We start from the raw sequence: 20,170 nt of genomic DNA, 5'->3' as shown, positions 1-20,170 counted from the left end.
CAGCCCTGCGCGGTATCCAGGCCTCGGATACCGCCCAGGGTTACCACTGCCGCTCACCCATCGTCACGAAGGTCGTCCATGTCACTGCTGCTCACTGGCTGGCCCGGCGCCGCCCCGATCCGGGAACGCGTCGGCGCGGCGCTCGACGTGTTCCTGGCCGGCCGGACGCTCCCGTCGACCGAGGAGTTCCGCCCGCTCCCGGCCCTGGTGATCGCCGGCTCGGCCCGCGGCGGCCGGCGGACCCGGTCCCTGGCCTGCGCGGCCGGCGCTTTCACGGGCGGTGCCGACCCGCTGTCGCCGACGCTGGTCAAGGTGGGCGCGGCGCTCGAGCTCTTCGGGGTGTACGCCGAGATCCACGCCGGCGTACGCCACCGCTCCTCGGCCGTCCAACGCGAACTCGCCGCCGCCCTGGGCGATCCGGCCTTCGGCACCTCCGGCGCGATCCTGCTCGGCGACCTGTGCCTGGTGTGGAGTCAGGAACTGCTCGAATCGGCCGGCCTCCCGCCCGCCGCCCGTCCGATCGTCTCGGCCCTGCGCACCGAGGCCATCGCCGGTCAGTACCTGGACGCCGATGAGTCCCTGCCACCCTATGACGAGGCCCGCGCCTGGAAGGTCACCCGCCTCTCGGCCTCCGTCCCGCGGCCGCTGCAGCTCGGCGCGACCCTGGCCGGGGCGCCCCGGTCGGCGCTGGCCCTGTGCGCGGCCTACGGCACCCTGGCCGGCGAGGCCCTCCAGCTGCGCGACGACCTGCACAGCGCCTTCGGCGACACCGCGGGCACCGCGCACTCCGGCGATCCGCGTGGCGGCGTCGAGGGTTCTGGCGATCTGCGTGACGGGCGGCGGACGGTGTTGATGGCGCTGGCCTGGCGGCACGCCGACGAGGCGCAGCGCCGCGTGATCTCGGCCCTGCACGGGTGCGCGGATCTCGACGACGAAGGCGTTCGTGCGCTGCGCGCCGTCATCCGGGCGACAGGCGCCGACCGGATGGTGGCCGATCTGATCGCCGACCGCACCGAGCGCGCCATGGCCGTCGTCCGCGACGCCGACCTGCCCGGACCGGCCGCGCTCGCGCTCGGCGAGCTGGTGTTCAGGGGGCCGGACGCAGGGCGGTGAGGATCCGGGTGACCTCGGCCTCGTCGGTGGTCTCGCGGGTCGCCCGGCCGTCGGCGGCGCTGCCCAGGGGCAGGCCGGTAGCGTCGGCGACGGTGCGTTTGGCGGAGGCGTGCACCGCGTCCACACCGGCCTCGATCAGGGCCTCGACCAGCGCGGGGGTCACTCCGCCGCCGGCCATGATCTCGATCCGGCCGGCCGCCGCCGACACCAGCTTGGCCAGCCCGGGCAGGCCCGACGACACGGTGCCGGGGCCGCCCGACGTGAGTACCCGGCGCACACCCAGCCCGGCCAGCGTGTCGAGGGCGCCGACCGGGTCGGGCAGCGCGTCGAAGGCCCGGTGGAACGTCACCGTGGCCGGGCCGGCCGCCTCGACCACCCGCGCCACCAGCTCCCGGTCGACGTCGCCGTCGCGCAGGCCACCGATCACCACCCCGGACGCGCCGGCCGCGATCGCGTGGCCCACATCCCGGATGGTGAGCGCGACCTCGTCCGGTGAGTAGGCGAAACCGCCGGTCCGCGGCCGCACCAGCACGTGCGCCGGAGGCCCGCCGGCCGCGGCCTCGATCAGCGCGAGGGACGGCGTGACGCCACCGAGCGGAAGGGCCGAGCACAGCTCGATCCGGTCGACGCCGAGGCGGGCGGCCACCGACAGGCCGTAGGCGTCCTGTACGGCAAGCTCGAAAGCGACCATCACGACCTGTCCATCATGTGGGCAGGCCCGGGGCGGCCGCCGGACCGGAGTCTACCGGGGCTGACTCGTAAGCTGATCAATGTCCCGGGCCGTCGACGGCAAAGGAAGCCGGTCAGGACGGTTCGCCGCGCGGTTGGTCGAGGCGATCTCGCGGGACGGCCAGCCGTGGTGGCGGCAACGCGCAGGTGATCAATTTGTCGATGGTGATGACGCGGGACGACGCGGCGCCTCACGCGGGCTGCATCTGCGGGATCCGGGCCGCGATCTCGCGCAGCCGGGCGTCGTCGGAGATGCCCTGGAAGTCGTAGCGCGGCGTGTACGGCGCTTCGAGCGTACCGATCTCGTCGTTGGTCAGATGGAGATCGGCCGCCGCCACCGCGTCGTCGATCTGGCCGGTGCTGCCCGCGCCCACCAGCGGGGCGGTGACCACCGGCTGGCTCAGCAGCCAGGCCAGCGCGACCTGGGCCCGGGACGCCCCGCGAGCCTCGGCCACCCGCCCGACCGCGTCGACGACGGCCCGGTCGGCCGCCGCGTTGGAAGCCGGGTACAGCAGGTCGGCGTAGTCGCCGTCGGTCGCCGAGCGCGCCGTCGACCGGGCGTCGTCCCAGGCCCGGGCGAGACGGCCCCGGGCCAGCGGACTCCACACGAGAGTGCCGACCCCCTCGTCCAGGCAGAGCGGGATCATCTCTCGTTCCTCTTCGCGGGCGAGCAGGTTGTAGTGGTCCTGCATGGACACGAACCGGGTCCAGCCACGCTCCCGTTGCAGGTGCAGCGCTTTGGCGAACTCCCAGGCCGGCATCGACGAGGCGCCCAGGTAGCGCACCTTGCCCGCCTTGACCAGGTCGTGCAGCGCCTCCAGGGTCTCGGCCAGCGGCGTGGCGTGGTCGTTGCGGTGGATCTGGTAAAGGTCGATGTAGTCGGTGCCGAGCCGCCGCAGCGAGTGCTCGGCCTCGGTCATGATCGCCTTGCGGCTGAGCCCCTTGCCGTTGGGTCCCGAGCGCATCGGGTGCCGCAGCTTGGTCGCGATGACCACGTCGTCCCGGTCGGCGAAGTCACGGAGCGCGCGGCCCAGGATCTCCTCGCTCGACCCGAGCGAATACAGGTTCGCCGTGTCGAAGAAGTTGATGCCCTCCTCCAGCGCGTGCCGGATCAGCGGCCGGGCCTCCTCCTCGCCGAGCGACCAGGCCGGGTGCCCGCGGCCGGGCTCGCCGTAGGTCATCGCGCCGATCGCCACGGGGGAGACATCCAGTCCGGTGGTGCCGAGCTTCACGTAGCGCATGATTACTCCTGTCCGACCCAACTCGCGGAGACCTCTCCGCTTTCTTCGAAACTAGCGGAGACTTCTCCGCATGTCGACCGAGGGACATATGACGTACGGCACTCAACGGCAGGCCGCGGCCCGCAACCGCGCGACCATCCTGGAGACCGCGCACGAGCTGCTGGCCGCGTCCCCCCGCGCCTCCATGAACGAGATCGCCAAGCGCGCCGGCGTCGGCGCCGGCACCCTCTACCGGCACTTCCCGACCCGGGAAAGCCTGCTGCTGGCGGTCTACCGCCACGACGTGGACCGCATCATCGCCGCGGTCGACGACGCACTGTCGGCGGGCCCGGCCATCGACGCGTTCGTCGCCTGGTTCGAGCAGCTGGCCGGCTACCTGCGCCTCAAGCACGGCCTGGGCGAGGCCTTCTACTCGGCGACGTCCCCCGAGCTGATCAGCGAGTCGTCCGCCTCGATCACGGCCGCGGTGGGCCGCCTGCTGGACGCCTGCGCGGCCGAGGGCTCGATGCGCGCCGGCCTCGACCCGTACGACATCCTGCTCCTGATGGGTTTCCTTTGGCGCGTCGGCACCGAGGAGGAGGGCCGCCGCCTGACCGCCCTCGTCCTCGACGGCCTGCGCCCGCGCTGACCGGGCCCGGCCTCAGTCGACCCAGAAGAGCAGGTGGGGCGGGAGGCTGCCGGCCGTCGGGGCGAGTGGGTCGTATACCGCCGGATTGAGCACGACGTAGCAGGTGGCAGGAGTGTTCGGGCTGGTGCTCAGGGCCAGGCGGGCCTCGCCGGCCGCGTTGACCGGAGTGGTCAGGGTGGTGCGGTAGCGGATCTTGGACTCGCAGACGTAGAGGTGCAGGCGGGCCGGCTGGCCCGGTGGGAAGCCGCCGATCAGCACCTCGACGGTTTCGCCGGGGGCGGCGTGTTCGGGGTTGACCCAGATCGTCGGAGCGGACGGACGCTCGATCTTGAGTTCGGTGAACGCCGTCTCCTTGTTCTGGTCGGCGCGGATGACGTACTTGCCGGTCTCGCTGCCGGGGCCGAGCCGGAAATCGATGTTGTCGAAGCCGTCGGAGGTGCCCGGCCGGGTGATCGTGGTGGGGCGGCCGCTGGGCGTGGTGACGGTCAGGGTCAGGTCGGTGTCGGCGAAACCATGGACACAGATGACGGGTACGGCGGGCACGCTACGGACGTCGGTCACGCCCACGCTCAGCGGCTCGGGCAGGAGGCCCAGGCACGACGTACCGCCGCCGGTGAAGACGCTGATCTGGTCGGCGACGCCCGCCGGCACCGGGTCGTGACGCTCGAGGGCCTTGTCCAGTGACGCGACCCCGGGGCCGTCGCCGCCCTCGCGCCGCGGCGGCGCCGGTGTGGGGGAGTGCGAGCGAGCGGGTGTGGGCCGGGACGCGGCCGGGCCTGGACGCGAGTCGGGACGCGACGACCCTGTGGTGTCGTCGACATCGGACGGATCGGACGCGGCCGGCGGCGTGGCCACCGGCGGGGAAGCGGGGGAAGGCGAAGGGGCGGGCGGCGACACGACCGGCGTGGCGGGAGGTGCCGATGGCGCGTCGGCCGGCCGGGACACCAGGTAACCGCCGGCGGCCAGCACCAGGGCGACCGGCACCGCCAGCAACCGGCGCGGAACGATCACGGGGTGCCTCCGGGCCGCCAGGACGCGACGGCGAGAAGGCGGGCCGGCAGTGCGGCGTCTCCCGTACCGGCCATCGATCGTCCTCCCCGCCCCGAATCGGCCGGGAGTCTACCGGGGAACGTCCATCCGCTGCGTTCCGATTACCGACAGGAGGCGCAGGGTTTCCTCGGCCGGCGAGCCCGGCTCGGCCGTGTAGATCACCACGTTCTGGTCGCGGTCGGCGATGTCGAGGGCGTCGCAGTTGACCGTCACCGGGCCGACCTGCGGATGCTGGAAGGTCTTGACCAGGACCGGCGCGGTGGTGACGTCGTGGGCCGACCACAGCGCCGCGAACTGCGGGCTGCCCGACCGGAGTTCGGCGATCAGCGCCGACACCTCCGGGTCGTCCGGGTAGCGGGCGGCGGCCGTGCGTAGCTTGACCGTCGCGTGCACCCGGAACTCCTCGACGTCCGACACCCCGAACAACTGGGGGCCGAGGAATGCCCGGCGGACCAGGTTGCGGTCCCGGCGCGGGACGGCCGAGAAGTCGGTCATCAGGGCGGCGGCCAGATCGTTCCAGGCGATCACCTCGAGGGTCGCCGAGGTGACGATCGCGGCGGCCTGCGGGAGGCGGTGCAACAGGTCGAGGATGCTGCGGCGGACCTCACGCGGCGGCCCGGGCGGCGGTGCGGCCGGCATCCCGGCCAGTGTGTGCAGGTGGGCGCGTTCGGCGTCGTCGAGGCGTAGCGCGCGGGTCAGGCCGGCCAGGACCTCCCGCGACGGGTGCGGGCCGCGGGCCTGTTCCAGCCGGGTGTAGTACTCGGTCGAGATGTACGCCAGCTGCGCCACCTCTTCGCGGCGCAGCCCCGGCGTCCGGCGGCGCGTCCCGGCGGGCAGGCCGGCGTCGGCCGGTGAGATCCGCTCCCGCCGGCTGCGCAGGAAGAGTGCCAGCTCACGCCGATCCATGCCGCCGAGTCTGCCGCGCCGAACGGCCGCCAGCCAGGTATCGGGCGTACCTGGATGGGTCTTCTGCTCCGGACGCAGGCTCGACGCATGGAAAATCTGCTTGCGGGAAAGGTCGCCTTCGTCTCCGGCGCGGGGCGCGGGATCGGCGCGGCGGCGGCCCGGCTGTTCGCCCACGAGGGCGCCGGGGTGGTGCTGGCCGCGCGCTCTGGTGATCAGCTCGAGGCCGTTGTCGAAGACATCAGAGCATCCGGGGGTACGGCCGACTGGGTGCAATGCGACCTGGGTGACGCGGACAGCGTACGCACGGCCGTGAACCGTGCCGTCGACCTGCATGGCCGCCTCGACGTGGCGTTCAACAACGGCGCCACCAACCAGAGTCCGGGCCCCTTGGACGAGCTGTCCGAGGACGAGTTCGACCGGCTCTACCGCGTCAACCTGCGCGGCGTCTGGCTGTCCCTGACCGCCGAGGTGGCCGCCATCCGCGCCACCGCGGGCGCCGGCGCCGTCGTCAACAACTCCAGCGTCGGCAGCCTGATGGGCAACCCGGTCCTGCCCGCCTACGGCGCGATGAAGCGGGCGGTCAACAGCCTGACCGAGTCGGCCGCGGTCACCTACGGCCCGGAGAACATCCGGGTCAACGCCATCGCCCCCGGCAACACGGCGACCGAGATGATGCGCTCGTGGGAGGCCGAGTCTCCCGGCCTCCAGCAGCGCCTCGTCGCGTCGACCCCGCTGGGCCGGGCGGCCGCCCCGGCCGAGATCGCCCAGGCCGCGGCCTGGCTCCTGAGCGACCGAGCCTCCTTCGTCACCGGCGTGGTCCTGCGCGTCGACGGCGGCGCCCGAGCCTGAGAATGGCGGCGGGCTCCGCCCATTGCGCCGTGGGCTACCACCAAGCCTCTCGGTGGTAGCCCACGGCGGTGTGATCCCGGCCAGGTCCGCGAATCCCCGACGCGCATGCCGTCCAGCGGACACCAGGTCGCCGTGACAACGTCAAGCCTCGTGCGCGGCGAGCTGGCGGTCGTGGAGGCGGGTCAGCAGCAGGAGGCTGGTGATGGCGCCGACGCCGGCCAGGAACATGTCCCACTGGGTGTCCCAGACGTCGCCCTGGGTGCCGAGGAAGTCGTCGGCCGAGGAGCCGCCGATCACCGCCGACAGCCACTCGAACAGTTCCCAGGTGGCGCTGACCGCCAGGACCACGCACACCACCAGCGCGAAGAGCCAGCGTCCGGGGCGCAATGGCGTACACCGCAGCAGCACCTCGCGGGCGACGACGGCGGGCACGAAACCCTGCGCGAAGTGGCCGAGCCGGTCGTACGGGTTGCGGTCGAGGCCGAGGGTGTCGCGCACCCAGTCGCCCGCCGGCACCTCGGCGTACGTCCAGTGGCCGCCGATCATCAGGATGATCGCCTGCGCCAGGATCAGCCGGTAGGCCAGGGGAGTGAGTGGGAACCGCCGGTAGGTGGCGACCAGTACGACGCCGGCGATCAGCGCCGCGAGCACCTCGAGGAACCAGGTGCCGAGCGACTTGGCCCCGATCGCGGAGACGACCAGGGCGACGACTCCGGCGGCGAACAGAACAGCGGGTTCACGGCGTTTCACCGGGTCAGTTTGGCCGACCGGCTCGTCGGGGCGCATGGGTACGCGTACTCGATCGGCGGTTTGTTGCCCTTGGGTTTCAGAGCCAGCCGCGGCGGACCGCCTCCATGCCCATCTGGAAGCGGGTGCGGGCGCCGAGCCGCTCGGCCAGTTCGTGGGCGTGGCGCTGGACCGTGCGGACGCTCCAGCCCAGCGTGCGGGCGATGACGGCGTCGGTGGCCCCGCTGGCCAGCAGGGACAACAACTGCCGCTGCTGGGCACCGGACGGCGCCTCGGGGTTGGGCGTGGCCCGGATGATCGGGGTGGCCCGGTCCCAGGTCGCCTCGAACAGGCCGATGGCCAGGTCGAGTATGGAGCTCTCGTGCAGGACGTACGCGATCTCCCGGCGCTGGTCCTCGGCCGAGCTGACGATGGCCGAGGTGGCGTCGGCGATGACCAGCTTGACCGGTAACCCGCTGGTGGTGCGGGCCCGCTCGCCCTTGCGGATGCCGTCCAGGATGTTGTCCATCCGGCCGGGCAGGGCCACCGACTCGGCGTCGTAGACCACCCGGTAACCGACCTGGCCGGCCGCCAGGTGCTGGCGTTCCTCCAGGTTGGGGCCGTCGTCGCCGTGTTCGCCGGGCGGGACGAAATATGGTGGCTTGTCGAACGAGCGCACCTCGGCGCGGGCCGACCGCTGGATCTCGACGAACGCCCGGTAGATCTTCGACGCACCCTCGATCAGCTCGACGTCGCGGGAGCGTTGCCGAGCGGCCCGGCCGGCCTCGAAGGCCTCGTCGAGGCGGTGCAGGTGCTGCTGGAGGCGGGCCAGCTCGTGTTCCCGCTTGGCGATCAGCACCGAGCCGGCCAGTGAGGGGGCGACGGCGGCGTACCGCACCGGCCGGCCGGGGGTGCGGGTGGCCAGGCCGCGGCCGACCAGTCCGGCCAGGGCGCGGGTCACCCGGGCCGACCCCAGGTGGGTACGCGCGGCCAGCGCCGCCACGGTGGCCTGCCCGGGCGGGATCAGCGCCTCGTACACCCGGGCCTCGACCTCGGGGATCCCGACCGTCTCCCACATCGGACCGCCTGTCGTATTCATGCCACCTGTCACAAAGCCGTATCGACAATCATCTTGTCCATCGTGACACAACTATGTCAGCGTCACTCCACATCGCACAGGTGGCCGGGAGTGAAGCAGCATGAAGTCGTCGTTACGGTTACTGGTCGCCGCCGCTCTGGTGGCGTTCACCGTCGTCCTGCCCCGGCCGGCCGAAGCCGACCCACCTCCGCCCAAGGAGGTTCCGGCCGGCTGCAACAAGAACCAGTCGACCGGCGCGGACGGCATCCCGGTGGCCCGGTGCTACGCCGTCGCCCTGGGCACCGCGACCGGTGGGACGGCCCAGCGCCGGCTCGCCGCCGGGCCGCTGCCGACCGCCCTCGGGCCGGCCGAGATCCGGCAGGCGTACCAGTTGCCCGACGCCGGCGAGGGGCAGACGGTCGCGATCGTCGACGCCTACGGCTACGAGAACGCCGAGGCCGACCTGGCCGTCTGGCGCGCGCACTACGGCCTGCCCGCCTGCACCACCGACAACGGCTGCTTCCGCAAGCTCGACCAGCGCGGCGGCACCGACTATCCGGCGCCGGACGAGGGCTGGGCGATGGAGACCGCCCTCGACCTGGACGCCGTCTCCGCGGTCTGCCCCAAATGCGACATCGTGCTGGTCCAGGGCGACTCGGCCAACATGGCCGACCTGGGCGAGGCGGTGACCACGGCGGCGGGGCTGGGTGTCACGGCGATCTCCAACTCGTACGGGATGAACTACGAGCACCCGCTCGCCGGGCAGTTCGACCAGTACTACGACCACCCGGGCATCGCGGTCACGGTGTCCAGCGGCGATGACGGCAACGTGCAGAGCTACCCGGCTACCAGTCCGTACGTGACCGGCGTGGGCGGCACCCGGCTGACCCGGGACGGCTCGGCCCGCGGCTGGAAGGAGACCGCCTGGGACGACGCCGGGTCGGGCTGCTCGCTCTACGAGTCCAAGCCGGACTTCCAGAACAACGTCGCGACCGCCTGCGACAACCGCGCCTCGGCCGACGTCTCGGCGGTGGCCGATCCGGCGTCCGGGCTGTCGGTCTACGGCACGTACGGCATGGACGGCTGGGCCCAGGTGGGTGGCACGTCGCTGTCCGCGCCCCTGGTCGCCGCGATGTACGCGCTGGCCGGCCAGCCGACGCCGGGCACCTACCCGAACCGCTACCCGTACGCGAACGGCCGCGGTCTGGCCGACATCACCGAGGGCGTCAACGGCACCTGCGGCGACGTGCTGTGCGAGGCCGGCCCGGGCTGGGACGGCCCGACCGGGCTGGGCGCCCCGCAGGGCGTGTCCGCGCTGACGCTGGGCGACAACGGCGAGATCCTGGGCACTGTCATCGCGGGCGGGAAGCCGCTGGCCGGTGCCACGGTCACGGCGGCCGGGGCGAACGGTGAGAAGTTCACCGCGACCACGGGTACGGACGGGAAGTACGACCTTTACGCGACGGTCGGCACGTACGCCGTGACGGTGGCCAAGTTCGGCTACCAGCCCGGCACAGCTGACGGTGTCGTGGTCACCACCGGTGGCCGGGTCACCGAGGACTTCACGCTCAGCACCACGGACAGCCGCACGGTCAGTGGCCGGGTCACCGACGGCTCGGGTCAGGGCTGGCCGATGCGCGCGAAGATCACCATCGACGGCTACCCCGGCGGGGCCGTCCGGTCCGACCCGTTCACCGGCGAGTACTCGGTCCGCCTGCCGGTCGGCGCCGACTACACGTTCCACGTCGAGGCGGCCGACCAGCCCGGCTACCGCACGGCGACGGCCAAGGTCACGGTGCGGGGGGTGGACGTCAAGCAGAACCTGGCGCTCCCGATCGACGCCGAGGCGTGCGACGCGCCCGGGTACGCGTACAAGAGCACGGGTTTGACCGAGAATTTCACCGGCTGGAGCGGGACGTCACCGCAGGCCGGCTGGACAGTTACTGACCAGGTCGGTAACGGGCAGACGTGGTCGTTCGGGACGCCCCGCTACACCGACACGCCGGGCGCCGACGCGTCCATGGCGATGGTCGACTCGGACGGTTACGGCGAGGGCGCCGGGCAGGACACCACCCTGGTCAGCCCGGTCGTCGATCTGACCGGGCACACCGCGCCGCAGATCAGTTTCGACGCCAGCTACATCCCGTTCCCCGACCAGGCCGGGTCGGTCGACCTCAGCCTCGACGGCGGCGCGACCTGGACCGCCTCGTACCCGATGCCGGGCGGCCTGCGGCACTTCGAGTTCGCCATCCCGGCCGCCGCCGGCCAGGCCAAGGCACGGGTGCGGTTCCACTACACCGGCAACTGGAGCCGGCGCTGGCAGCTCGACAACGTGCTGATCGGCAGCCGGTCCTGCGCGCCGGCGACCGGCGGCATCGTGGCCGGCGTCGTCACCGACGACAACACCGGCAAGCCGCTGGCCGGCGCGATCGTCACTAGCGAGGCCGACGCTACCTCGTTCGGGGTCACCGACAGCGACGGCTACTACTGGCTGCACAGTGCGCAAACCGGCTCGATCGCGCTGACCGTGACGAGCGCCTACTACCAGACGGCCAAGACCACGATTCAGGTACGCGACGGAGCGGTCAAGCGGGCCGACGTGCGCCTGAGATCGGGGCGGCTTTCCGTCGACCGCGCTGACCTGGCGTACGACAAAAAGCTGGGTCAAGCCGGAACCGAATCGCTCACCTTCACCAACGACGGCACCGAGCCGGTCAAGGTGCACCTGGGCGAGGACACCGGAGGCTTCACGCCGCTGAAGGGCACCAGCATGGCCACCGGCGCGGCCGACCAGACCGTGCCGGCCTGGGTGAGCATGGCGGAGTCGGCCGGCCCCTCGCCGGCTCCGCCGCGCCAGCCCACCCCCGCCGCCGCGCCGTGGGCCGACCTCGCCGACTACCCCCAGCCGGTGATGGACAACCTGGCCGCCACCCACGACGGCAGGGTCTACGCGGTCGGTGGCACCACCGGCCTGACCCGGTTCTCGGCCGGTTACGTCTACCAGCCGGCCACCCAGGCCTGGACCCCGATCGCCGACCTGCCGGCCGCCCTGGCCGGGCCGGCCGGTGGCTTCATCGGCGACCAGCTGTACGTGACCGGCGGCTGGACCAACGGCGGTGTGAACCGCCACACCTACGCCTACGACCCCGCGTCGAACCGGTGGACGCAGAAGGCCGACCTGCCCGGCCCCGCCGCAGTGGCCGGCAGCGCCATCGTCGGCGGGCGGCTCTACGTGGTCGGCGGCTGCACGGTCAGCGGCGGCTGCACCAACAGCGACAAGGTCTACCGGTACGACGCGGCCGCCGACACGTGGAGCACCGCACCGGCCTACCCCAGCGTGGTGGCGTTCCTCGCCTGTGGCGGGCTCGGCGACCAGGTGGTGTGCGCCGGCGGCACCGCGGGCAACGGCCACACCCTGCGTGACGTGTACGCCCTCGGCGCCACCGGCTGGGTGAAGCGCTCCGCCCTGCCCGGCGACCTGTGGGGCGGTGCGGCCGCCACGTCCAACGGCCGGCTGCAGATCGTCGGCGGCGTGGTCGCCGGCGGCACCGCGCTCACCAACCAGGCCGTCGAGTACGACCCGGCCACCGACGCCTGGACCCGCCTGCCCAACGCCAACAACGCCACCTACCGGGGCGCCGCCGCCTGCGGCCTCTACACGGTCGGCGGGGCCATCGGCGGCACCTTCTCGACGTGGTGGGTGCAGAACCTGAGCGGCTACGGCGACTGCGGCCAGGACGTGTCGTGGCTGTCGGTGAACAAGACCGACTTCACCGTGGCCGCCGGCCGCAGCGTCAGCGTCCGGGTCACCGCGGACTCGGCCCCGCTGACCCGGCTCGGCCGCTACCGAGCCCGGCTGACCGTGTCGACCGACACGCCCTACCGCGACCTCGCCCCGGTGTCGGTGACGCTGAACACCACGCCGCCGGCCGGGTGGGGCCAGATCGCCGGGTCGGTGCGCACCCCGGACGGCAAGCCGGTCGCCGGGGCGACGGTGGCCCTGTGCCCCGCGTACGACAAGGCCACCGGCACCTGCGGCCCCACGTCGTACACCCTGAAGACCGACGCGGCCGGCGCCTGGCACCAGTGGCTGGACAGCCGGACCAACCCGGTGCAGGTGATCGCCGCGAAGGACGGCTACACCCCGGCGACGCGAGTCGCCCAGGTCCGGAAGGGCGAGACGGTCACCGTCGACTTCGCCCTGGCGGCCGACCCCGACGCCACCGCGGCGGCGGTCAGCCGGTTCCTGACCGACAACCTCCACCGGAGGCGGTAGGGGGACCTCCGGAAGTAGCGGCCGGGCACTCCACCGGGTGCCCGGCCGCTCCCTCTCAACCGGGCCCTCGGCCGCCGGACCGTTCGACAACGCCAACCACTCGCTGACATGCCATTGAGACCTTCGATCGCATGTCATTCAGCGCCACCGACTCCTGCCGCAGCCGCCGGCACACCTGAAGCCCGTTCAGGACCGGCAGCATCACATCGAGCACGAGCAGGTCCGGTGCGGCCCGCAGCGCGTGGTCGAGGGCCGACTGCCCGTCGTGGACCACGGCCGCCCGGTGACCGTCGGCCTCCAGGTACTGCCGCAGCACCTCGGCCTGGCCCTCGTCGTCCTCGGCGTTCAGCACGTATGCGCACACGGCGCCACTTTAGGTAGGCATGACGGTCAATTTCGCCGTCCGGATCGTTGCCTCCGGCTAACAGGTTCCTGACGACGACGGCGGTGCGCACACCATGGAGGCCGGGCCGACGGACGTGAACCGGGCGGCCGGCTCCTTGTCCCGCGGCGTCTACACCGCGATCGTGATCGGGTAGAGATCATTTCCGGCCACGTCCCCGAGGGGGCGGCTCAGGTCACGGCGACGGCGATGAGGTCCTGACGGGCGGCGGCCAGCAGGGCGGCGAAGTCGGAGTCGTCGCCGAGGGTCCAGCGGTGGATGGCCAGGCGGAGGATCGCCGAGCCGACGTCGACGGCCAGGTACGCCGTCTGGCCGTCGTGGCCGCGGGCGGTCAGGGCGGCGACCAGCCTGCGGTTGAGGCTCACCATCTTGATCAGCTCGCGCTCCTGCAGCGGCGGGCTGGCCGCGATCACCGCCGCGCGTTCGACCACGAACTCGCGCGGGCGCAGCACGTCGGGCGTGGACGCGAACGCCGCCAGCAGCGTCGGCAGTGGCGCCTGCCGGGGCGGAGCGGCCTCGATCGACGGCAGGTAGCAGGCGGCCAGGTCGTCGTCGGCGAAGAGGACCTCCCGCTTGTCGGCGAACCAGCGGTAGAAGGAGCGCTCGGTCAGGTTGGCCCGCTCGGCGATCTGCGCGACAGTCGTGCCGTCGTAGCCCTGGTCCCGGAACAGGTCCAGCGCCGCTCGTTCGAGCCGTCCGCGCGCGTTTCCCTCCCACCGTGCCATGCGCCGATCCTAGTGATGTCAGATCCTGTCGTCACGGTGTAGCGTTGGTGACGACAGGATCTGACGTCACCTTGAGGGGGGACAACCATGCGCGCTCTTCGCTTCCACTCGTACGGTGACCCGGCCGACGTGCTGCGGCTGGACGAGACGGCACCACCGCGGCCCGGCCCGAACCAGATCCGGATCGCCGTCGAGGCGTGCGGGCTGACCCCGGCCGACTGGGCCATCTGCGGCGGGCTGCACACCGGAGACCTGCCCCGCGGCATCGGGCTGGAGGTCTCCGGCACCGTCGACGCGCTCGGCCCGGGCGCGACCGGCGTCCAGGTCGGCGACCATGTGCTCGGGCCGGCGGTGTACACCGGGCCCTCGGCCGGAGCGGCCGATCAGGCCCTGCTCGACGTCTGGGCCGCACGCCCGGCCGCGCTGGGCCCGGTCGAGGCGGCCGCCCTGCCGATGGCGGTCGAGACGGCCTACCGGGGCGTCGCCGCCCTCGGTGACGTGTCGGGCCGCACGGTGCTCATCAGCGGGGCCGGCACCACTATCGGCTTCGCGGCGGCGCAGATCGCCATCCGGCTCGGCGCCCGGGTCATCGCCAGCGCCGGAGAGACGTTCGGCGATCGGTTGCGCGCCGCGGGGGCCGACGTCGTCGCGTACGGCGAAGGTCTTGGAAAGCGTGTGACGACGCTGGCCGGCGGCCCGGTCGACCTGGTCTTCGACAGCGCACCGGCCGGAACCATGCCGGAGCTGCTGACCACTGTCACCGCGCCCGCCCACATTGTCACCGCGACCGACTTCGCCGCGCTCGAGCTGGGCGTACGCAGCACCGGCATGAACCTCCGCTATGACGTCCTCGGCGAGTACGCCGACCTGGCGGCCCGGGGCGCCTTCACGATCCCGGTCGCCGCGACCTATCCGCTCGAGAACTGGCGCGAGCCCGTGGCCGTCAGCCGCTCGGGACAGGCCCGCGGCAAGCACCTCCTGATCCCGTAGCCCTCACTCGCCGGCCGGCGGGGAACCGCGGCGCCGGGCGCGGTAGGCGGCCATCTTGGCTTGGCTCCCGCATTCCCGCATGCCGCACCAGGTGCGCCTGGCGCCCCGGGAACGGTCCAGGTAGAGCCGGGTGCAGGCCGGCTTGGCGCACTCCTTGAGCACCGCCGTGTCCTCGCTGAGCAGGGTGAGCAGGGCCCGGGCCACATCGGACAGGGCCGCGCCGGCGGGACCGGTGCGGTGCAGGCCGCCGGGGGTCAGGGTCAGCGTGACCGGCGGTGACGACGCGCACTGGTTGGCGATGGCCAGCGCGTCGCGGGGCGGGGGGCCACCGGCCGTGAGCAGGGCGTAGGCCGCCTCCCGGAGTTGCCGGGCGGTGGCCAGGTCGAAGGCGTCCGCCCCGGGCGGGGTGTCGAGTAGGCCGGCCGCGACCAGCCACGCGTCCAGGTCGTCCGGCGTGGCCAGGGTCTCCTCCGGCTCGGTGCGCCGCCACTTCAGGGTGCCGGCCAGGTCGAGCGCGACGTTGCCGCTGACGAAGACGAACATGCGCCTGACATTACCGCCTTGACCGGTAACCGGGACGGCGGGCAGACTGAGGGTTACCCCTCAGACCGGTAACCGGGAGAAGGCATGCTCAGTCGCGACGACTACCTCTACTTCGCCGACCGCGCGCTCGACGGGATGGCCGCGATCGTCACCGCCCTCGGCGACGAGCGGGCCAACCGCCGGCCGTCCGGTGGCAACTCGCCCTACGCGCTGCTCACCCACTGCCTGGGCGTGGCCGAGGCGTGGGCCGGGGGCCTGGTCGCCGGGCGCCCGATCGTGCGCGACCGGGCCTCCGAGTTCACCGCCGAGGGACCGGTCGCGCCGCTGCTCGAGCGCTGCGCGCGGGTCCGGGCCGCCTTCCACGCCGACGTGCTCGCCGCCCAGCCGCACGAGCCGCTGCGGAGCGCGCCGCCCGGCGACTTCGACGGGCCCGAGCGTGAGCTCACCCAAGGGGCGGCGTTGCAGCACGTGTACGAGGAACTGGCCCAGCACCACGGCCAGATGGAGGGGCTGCGCGACCAGATCGTGCGCGAGGTGCCGGGGCCACCGGAACGGCTGCGCGGCGGCATCGGGGCCAAGTGGCGGCTGGTCGAGCCGGATGTGCTGCCGGCCTGGGTCGCCGACATGGACCTCGGGGTGGCGCCGGCGATCGTCGACCGGATCGGCCGGATCCTGGCGCGGCAGGACCTCGGTTATCCGTACCGGCAGGAGGCGGTGGCCGAGGTGTTCGAGGGGCGGATGCGGGAGCGGTTCGGCTGGGCGCCACGGCCCGGGCGTACCCGTGTGATGAGTGATCTTCTGCAGATCCTGCAGGTCGTCATCGAGCTGACCACCGAGCCCGGCGACGGCGTCGCGCTGCACCGGCCGGCCTATCCACCGTTCGTGGCCTCGATCCGCCGCGCCGGACGGCGGATCGTGCCCCTGCCGATGCGCCGCACCGCCACCGGCTGGCAGCAGGACCTGGACGCGCTGCGCCGGAGCGACCCGAAGCTGCTGGTGCTGGTCAACCCCCAGAACCCGACCGGACGGGTGTTCACCCGGCCCGAGCTGGCCGAGCTGGCCGCGATCGCCGACGGCAAAGATCTGACCGTGCTGGCCGACGAGATCCACGCCGATCTGGTCTACGCGCCGCACGAGCACGTTCCGTTCGCGAGCCTGCCGGGGATGGCCGCGCGGACCGTGACCGCGACCTCGGCCACCAAGGCCTTCAACATCGCCGGGCTCCGCTGTGCCTTCGCTCACGTCGGGCCGGACGCGTTGGCCGCCCGGCTCGACCGGTTCCCGCTGGACTACTTCGGCACCCCGGACATCCTCGGACGGGAGGCGACAGTGGCGGCGTGGACCGAGGCCGGCCGGTGGCACGACGACCTGATGGTGCTGCTGAGGCGCAACCGGGACCGGGTCGGGGCCTGGGCCGCCGAGCACGGACTCGCCCACCACGTGCCGGAGGCGACCTACCTGAGCTGGATCGACTTCGGCACCGAGGACGCGGCCGACCGAATTTGGCGGGACGGCCGGGTGCGGCTGAGCCCGGGCGCGGAGTTCGGCGACGACTGCCGCTCGTACGCCCGGATCAACTTCGCGACCACGCCGGAAACCCTGGAGGCGGTGCTGCGCGGCGTCAGTCGGTCGGGTCGGACTCCCGTTTCCGCAGCTCCTCCTCGCGGCGCTTGAGGTCGGCCTCCCACTTCTTCATCAGCTGCTCGTCGTCCTTCAGCGACCCGGCCAGGTCGCGCAGGAACTCGGGGTCGTCGTCGGGTGCGACCGGTTGCCCGCGCCGGGGCCGCTGATCCTCTGGGAAACCGGCGCCGGGCCGCCACATCTCGCCGTTGCTCATCCGGACGGCCCGGGCCGGGCGGCCGGCCACGAACCAGGCGATCGCCCCGATCGGTGAGAACAGCAGGATGAGAAAGACCCAGGCCACCCGGGGCAGAGCGCGGATCGCGTGCTCGTCGGCCGACAGGCAGTCGATCAGGGCGATCACCAGGAGCGCGAGATCGAGGAGCACAAAGAGTGAGTAGAGCCGGAACATGGCCAGAATGCTCCCAGAAAACGTCCAGGTTCGTGGTACCTCCGAACGGACAGAGAATGCCTGGTCGAGCGGCGTGACGGCACGGTGCCCGGAAAGTGCCGGATTTTGAAGACCTTCTTAAGTACCAGCCGGTACGTGAACTACGGACGGTGAGGGCCGTCGCTGAGGTCGACAGAGCTGTCCATGCCAAGGAGTTCCCCGTCATGCCTCAACGCCGGACCAAGATCCGCGCCGTCAGCATCATCGGTGCCGCCGCCGTCGCGGCCGCCGCCTCGGCCGTGACCCTGTCGGCCTCCGCCGCCACCCCGATCGACCCGCCGGCCGGCTCGGTCAAGGTCGGCGAGTGGAACGTCGCCACCGGCATCCAGACCTACACCTGCGCCAACGGTACGTTCGTGGGCACCAACTCGGTGCCCGAGGCGCTCCTGGTCGACGCCGCGCAACAGAGCCCGCTGCACCACTTCGCCGGGCCGAGCTGGCAGTCGAGCGTCGACGGCTCGACCATCACCGCGACCAAGACCGCCGACGTGCCCAAGCCCGGCACCATCGCCGAGCTGCTGCTGACCGTGAACGGCCACAGCGGCCCCAACGGCATCCTGAGCCCGGTCAAGTACATCCAACGGCTGAACACCTCGGGCGGCGCCGCGCCGACCCGGGCCTGCACCACCGGAGACCGCGAGTCGGTCCGTTACAGCGCCACCTACGTGCTGTTCAAGTGACCGGCGGCCGCCGCCCGGGGAGTTACGCCCCGGGCGGCAGGCCGACCCCGGAGGTGGCTCCCACGGCCCGCGTGGTCGATGATGGGGGGCGATGCACTCGCCGATGGAAGCCGTACGGAGGCTTTTGGACCTGCGGCACCGCGGCCGGGCCGAAGACCTCCCCGCGGTGCTGTCCCAGGCCGCCCCGCTGCTCGGGGCCGAGACCGCGGGCGTGCTGCTGATCGACTATGCCCAGGTCGACCTGTGCCCGCTGCGTGGCACCGACCCGGGAGCGGCGGAACCCAAGCCGGTCGAGGGCACGCCGGCCGGCCTGGCGTTCACCAGCGCCAATGAGACGTGGCTGGACGGCGACGGCGACGGTGGGCGGCTCTGGCTGCCGCTGCTGCACGGCGCCGAACGCCTCGGCGTGCTGGAGCTGGGAGTCAAGGCCTACCCGGCGGAAGCGACCCGGCACGACCTCGCGGTGATCGCCGCGCTGGTCGCCGAGCTGATCGCCAGCCGGCGCTTCTACGGCGACGCGGTCGAGCACACCCGGCGCCGGCTGCCCATGCAACTCGCCGCCGAGATCATCTGGAACCAGCTGCCCCCGCTCACCTGCCAGGTCGACGGGACCCTGGTCACGGCGGTGCTCGAACCCTGCTACGACGTGGGCGGGGACGCCTTCGACTACGCCGCCAACGGCGACATCCTGCACGTCGGGCTCTTCGACACGGTCGGGCACGGGATCAGCGCGAGCGCCCTGACCACGCTGACGCTCAACACGTACCGTAACGCCCGCCGTTCCGGTCTCAGCCTGGTCGACACCTGCCGCTCGATCGACAAGTGGATCCGCGCTCAATACCCCGGCCAGTTCGTCACCGCGCTGATGGCCGAGCTCGACACCCGCACCGGCCGCTACCGCCGGATCAGCGCCGGGCACCCGCCCGAGCTGCTGCTGCGCGGCGGCCGCCGGGCGCCGTCGCTGCCCACCCCGAACGCGCTGCCGCTCGGCCTCGAACACATGGTCAAGCGGCCGCCCGAGGTGGTCGAGTTCCAGCTGGAGCCGGGCGACACGATCATTCTCTACACCGACGGCATCACCGAGGCGCGCGACGAGAGCGGGGCCCTGTTCGGACCGGACCGGCTGGCCGGGTTCATGCTCGACGCCCTGGCCCGGCGCGTTCCGGCGGCCGAGATGATGCGCCGGCTGATCCACGCCATCATCTCGTACGAGGCGGGCGAACTCCGCGACGACGCCACCGCCGCGATGCTCCAGTGGCATCACTGAGGGCGCCGGCGCATGGCCGCGGCGATCTGGTCCAGGGCGTCGAGGTTCAGCGGGCCGACGTGATCGACTGCGTACGGTGACGAGCGGACCACCGTCGTACCCGGGAACGAAGCCTTCTCGTCCGAGATCAGCCAGACGACCTCGGGATGGTGGCCCATCGCCTCGGCCCGGGTGACCTCGGCGTCGGCGTCGGTGACGTTGATGCCGCCGGCCAGCACCACCATCCCGCTGGCCAGGCTCGCGCGGCCCTCCACCTGGAGCAGGTCGTCGTCGGTGGGCACGCCGTGCACGATCAGCACGCGCTTGCCGCGGATGCCCGCCGTCGTCCGGCCGACCCGGGCGCGCATCTCGCGGATCAGCGCGTCGGCCCGGTCGACCACACCGAACGCGATGCCCACGTCCCGGACGAAGCCGTACAGGCCGCCGACGTCGTACTGCGGGTCGCCGCTGCCCAGCACCGGCGGGCACGCGGTCACCCAGGGCAGGGCGTCCGGGCCGGGCGGACGTTCGGACGACACGACCAGGTCGGCCTGGGGGCGTGGCCCGTTCAGGATCGGCAGGGCGGTCAGCTTCGCGCGCCATTCGGGGTGGTCGGCGGTCAGGCCGTCGGGGTCGCGCAGGGCGACGATCCGGTCGAGCAGGCCGAGGCGGGCCATGGTCTGTGCGGCGTACGCGTCGGTGACAATCGCCCGGCGCGGCTGGGTGTACAGGCTGAACCACTCACCCCGGCAGTCGGGCAGGCTGACCACCGGCTCCCGGGTGGCGCAGGCGGCCAGGCCGGCCAGCAGGAGCACGGCGGCCAGCATCCGGCGTACCGCATCGCATCGCATGGTTTCCGACCGTAGAGGCGATCCCGCCGCCGGTGGTGAAGATTCGGTGGAAGGACTGCGCTGAA

General features: G+C 72.6%; 19 protein-coding genes. 8 read left to right on the top strand and 11 right to left on the bottom strand.

The annotated features are described in order from the left end of the window. Positions 1 to 78: 78 nt before the first annotated feature. On the top strand, positions 79 to 1,113 hold the full coding sequence (locus ACGFIO_RS22035) for a polyprenyl synthetase family protein (protein WP_392828162.1): 1,035 nt from the start codon (positions 79 to 81) through the stop codon (positions 1,111 to 1,113). On the opposite strand, the gene ACGFIO_RS22030 is transcribed toward ACGFIO_RS22035, so the two are convergent. Further along, positions 1,088 to 1,804 (bottom strand): copper homeostasis protein CutC, encoded by a 717-nt coding sequence (locus tag ACGFIO_RS22030; RefSeq protein WP_392828501.1) that lies wholly within the window; start codon positions 1,802 to 1,804, stop codon positions 1,088 to 1,090. The genes ACGFIO_RS22035 and ACGFIO_RS22030 overlap by 26 nt on opposite strands. A 229-nt stretch (positions 1,805 to 2,033) precedes the next feature. Beyond that, complete coding sequence (locus ACGFIO_RS22025; RefSeq protein ID WP_392828161.1) at positions 2,034 to 3,083, bottom strand: aldo/keto reductase; 1,050 nt, start codon at positions 3,081 to 3,083, stop codon at positions 2,034 to 2,036. 70 nt (positions 3,084 to 3,153) lie between these two features. Between ACGFIO_RS22025 and ACGFIO_RS22020 the strand changes: the two genes are divergently transcribed. Beyond that, a complete protein-coding gene (locus tag ACGFIO_RS22020; protein WP_392828160.1) occupies positions 3,154 to 3,711 on the top strand; it encodes a TetR/AcrR family transcriptional regulator in 558 nt (185 codons plus the stop codon). Positions 3,712 to 3,723: 12 nt separating this feature from the next. Here the strand turns inward: ACGFIO_RS22020 and ACGFIO_RS22015 are convergent, their stop codons facing one another. Both ACGFIO_RS22015 and ACGFIO_RS22010 read right to left on the bottom strand, forming a co-directional pair. After that, the gene (locus ACGFIO_RS22015; protein WP_392828159.1) at positions 3,724 to 4,722 is read right to left on the bottom strand and encodes a hypothetical protein; all 999 of its coding nucleotides are present in this window, start codon (positions 4,720 to 4,722) and stop codon (positions 3,724 to 3,726) included. A 108-nt stretch (positions 4,723 to 4,830) separates the two neighbouring features. Continuing rightward, positions 4,831 to 5,667, bottom strand: a complete 837-nt coding sequence (locus ACGFIO_RS22010) for a helix-turn-helix transcriptional regulator (protein ID WP_392828158.1) — start codon at positions 5,665 to 5,667, stop codon at positions 4,831 to 4,833. An 87-nt stretch (positions 5,668 to 5,754) separates the two neighbouring features. Here ACGFIO_RS22010 and ACGFIO_RS22005 point away from each other — a divergent pair, with 87 nt between their 5' ends. Further along, entirely contained in the window at positions 5,755 to 6,516 is a 762-nt protein-coding gene (locus ACGFIO_RS22005) for an SDR family NAD(P)-dependent oxidoreductase (RefSeq protein WP_392828157.1), read from the top strand. A 141-nt stretch (positions 6,517 to 6,657) separates the two neighbouring features. On the opposite strand, the gene ACGFIO_RS22000 is transcribed toward ACGFIO_RS22005, so the two are convergent. Next, a complete protein-coding gene (locus ACGFIO_RS22000) occupies positions 6,658 to 7,266 on the bottom strand; it encodes a DUF2238 domain-containing protein (protein ID WP_392828156.1) in 609 nt (202 codons plus the stop codon). A gap of 76 nt (positions 7,267 to 7,342) precedes the next feature. Further along, the gene (locus tag ACGFIO_RS21995) at positions 7,343 to 8,320 is read right to left on the bottom strand and encodes a helix-turn-helix domain-containing protein (RefSeq protein WP_392828155.1); all 978 of its coding nucleotides are present in this window, start codon (positions 8,318 to 8,320) and stop codon (positions 7,343 to 7,345) included. Positions 8,321 to 8,441: 121 nt separating this feature from the next. Here ACGFIO_RS21995 and ACGFIO_RS21990 point away from each other — a divergent pair, with 121 nt between their 5' ends. Then, entirely contained in the window at positions 8,442 to 12,596 is a 4,155-nt protein-coding gene (locus ACGFIO_RS21990) for a carboxypeptidase regulatory-like domain-containing protein (protein WP_392828154.1), read from the top strand. 55 nt (positions 12,597 to 12,651) lie between these two features. Here the strand turns inward: ACGFIO_RS21990 and ACGFIO_RS21985 are convergent, their stop codons facing one another. Beyond that, the gene (locus tag ACGFIO_RS21985) at positions 12,652 to 12,960 is read right to left on the bottom strand and encodes a response regulator (protein WP_392828153.1); all 309 of its coding nucleotides are present in this window, start codon (positions 12,958 to 12,960) and stop codon (positions 12,652 to 12,654) included. 209 nt (positions 12,961 to 13,169) lie between these two features. Next, positions 13,170 to 13,724, bottom strand: a complete 555-nt coding sequence (locus ACGFIO_RS21980) for a TetR/AcrR family transcriptional regulator (protein ID WP_392828152.1) — start codon at positions 13,722 to 13,724, stop codon at positions 13,170 to 13,172. Positions 13,725 to 13,811: 87 nt separating this feature from the next. Between ACGFIO_RS21980 and ACGFIO_RS21975 the strand changes: the two genes are divergently transcribed. Further along, positions 13,812 to 14,714 (top strand): NADP-dependent oxidoreductase, encoded by a 903-nt coding sequence (locus ACGFIO_RS21975; RefSeq protein WP_392828151.1) that lies wholly within the window; start codon positions 13,812 to 13,814, stop codon positions 14,712 to 14,714. A gap of 3 nt (positions 14,715 to 14,717) precedes the next feature. Here ACGFIO_RS21975 and ACGFIO_RS21970 read toward each other — a convergent pair whose 3' ends face one another. Further along, positions 14,718 to 15,257, bottom strand: coding sequence for a CGNR zinc finger domain-containing protein (locus tag ACGFIO_RS21970; RefSeq protein WP_392828150.1), 540 nt, complete (start codon positions 15,255 to 15,257; stop codon positions 14,718 to 14,720). Between the two features lie 84 nt (positions 15,258 to 15,341). Here ACGFIO_RS21970 and ACGFIO_RS21965 point away from each other — a divergent pair, with 84 nt between their 5' ends. Continuing rightward, on the top strand, positions 15,342 to 16,931 hold the full coding sequence (locus ACGFIO_RS21965) for an aminotransferase class I/II-fold pyridoxal phosphate-dependent enzyme (RefSeq protein ID WP_392828149.1): 1,590 nt from the start codon (positions 15,342 to 15,344) through the stop codon (positions 16,929 to 16,931). On the opposite strand, the gene ACGFIO_RS21960 is transcribed toward ACGFIO_RS21965, so the two are convergent. Further along, complete coding sequence (locus ACGFIO_RS21960; RefSeq protein WP_392828148.1) at positions 16,879 to 17,289, bottom strand: PLD nuclease N-terminal domain-containing protein; 411 nt, start codon at positions 17,287 to 17,289, stop codon at positions 16,879 to 16,881. The two genes, ACGFIO_RS21965 and ACGFIO_RS21960, sit on opposite strands and share 53 nt — an antisense overlap. 203 nt (positions 17,290 to 17,492) lie before the next feature. Here ACGFIO_RS21960 and ACGFIO_RS21955 point away from each other — a divergent pair, with 203 nt between their 5' ends. Beyond that, entirely contained in the window at positions 17,493 to 18,008 is a 516-nt protein-coding gene (locus tag ACGFIO_RS21955; protein ID WP_392828147.1) for a DUF3455 domain-containing protein, read from the top strand. A gap of 103 nt (positions 18,009 to 18,111) precedes the next feature. Beyond that, a complete protein-coding gene (locus tag ACGFIO_RS21950; RefSeq protein WP_392828146.1) occupies positions 18,112 to 19,275 on the top strand; it encodes a PP2C family protein-serine/threonine phosphatase in 1,164 nt (387 codons plus the stop codon). Here ACGFIO_RS21950 and ACGFIO_RS21945 read toward each other — a convergent pair. Further along, positions 19,269 to 20,105 (bottom strand): hypothetical protein, encoded by an 837-nt coding sequence (locus tag ACGFIO_RS21945; protein WP_392828144.1) that lies wholly within the window; start codon positions 20,103 to 20,105, stop codon positions 19,269 to 19,271. The genes ACGFIO_RS21950 and ACGFIO_RS21945 overlap by 7 nt on opposite strands. Between the last annotated feature and the right edge of the window lie 65 nt (positions 20,106 to 20,170).

The organism is Actinoplanes sp. NPDC049265 (assembly GCF_043197135.1).
Classification (GTDB): Bacteria; Actinomycetota; Actinomycetes; order Mycobacteriales; family Micromonosporaceae; genus Actinoplanes.
Note: the sequence above shows the minus strand (reverse complement) of the source record. Positions and strands in the feature narration are given on the sequence as shown.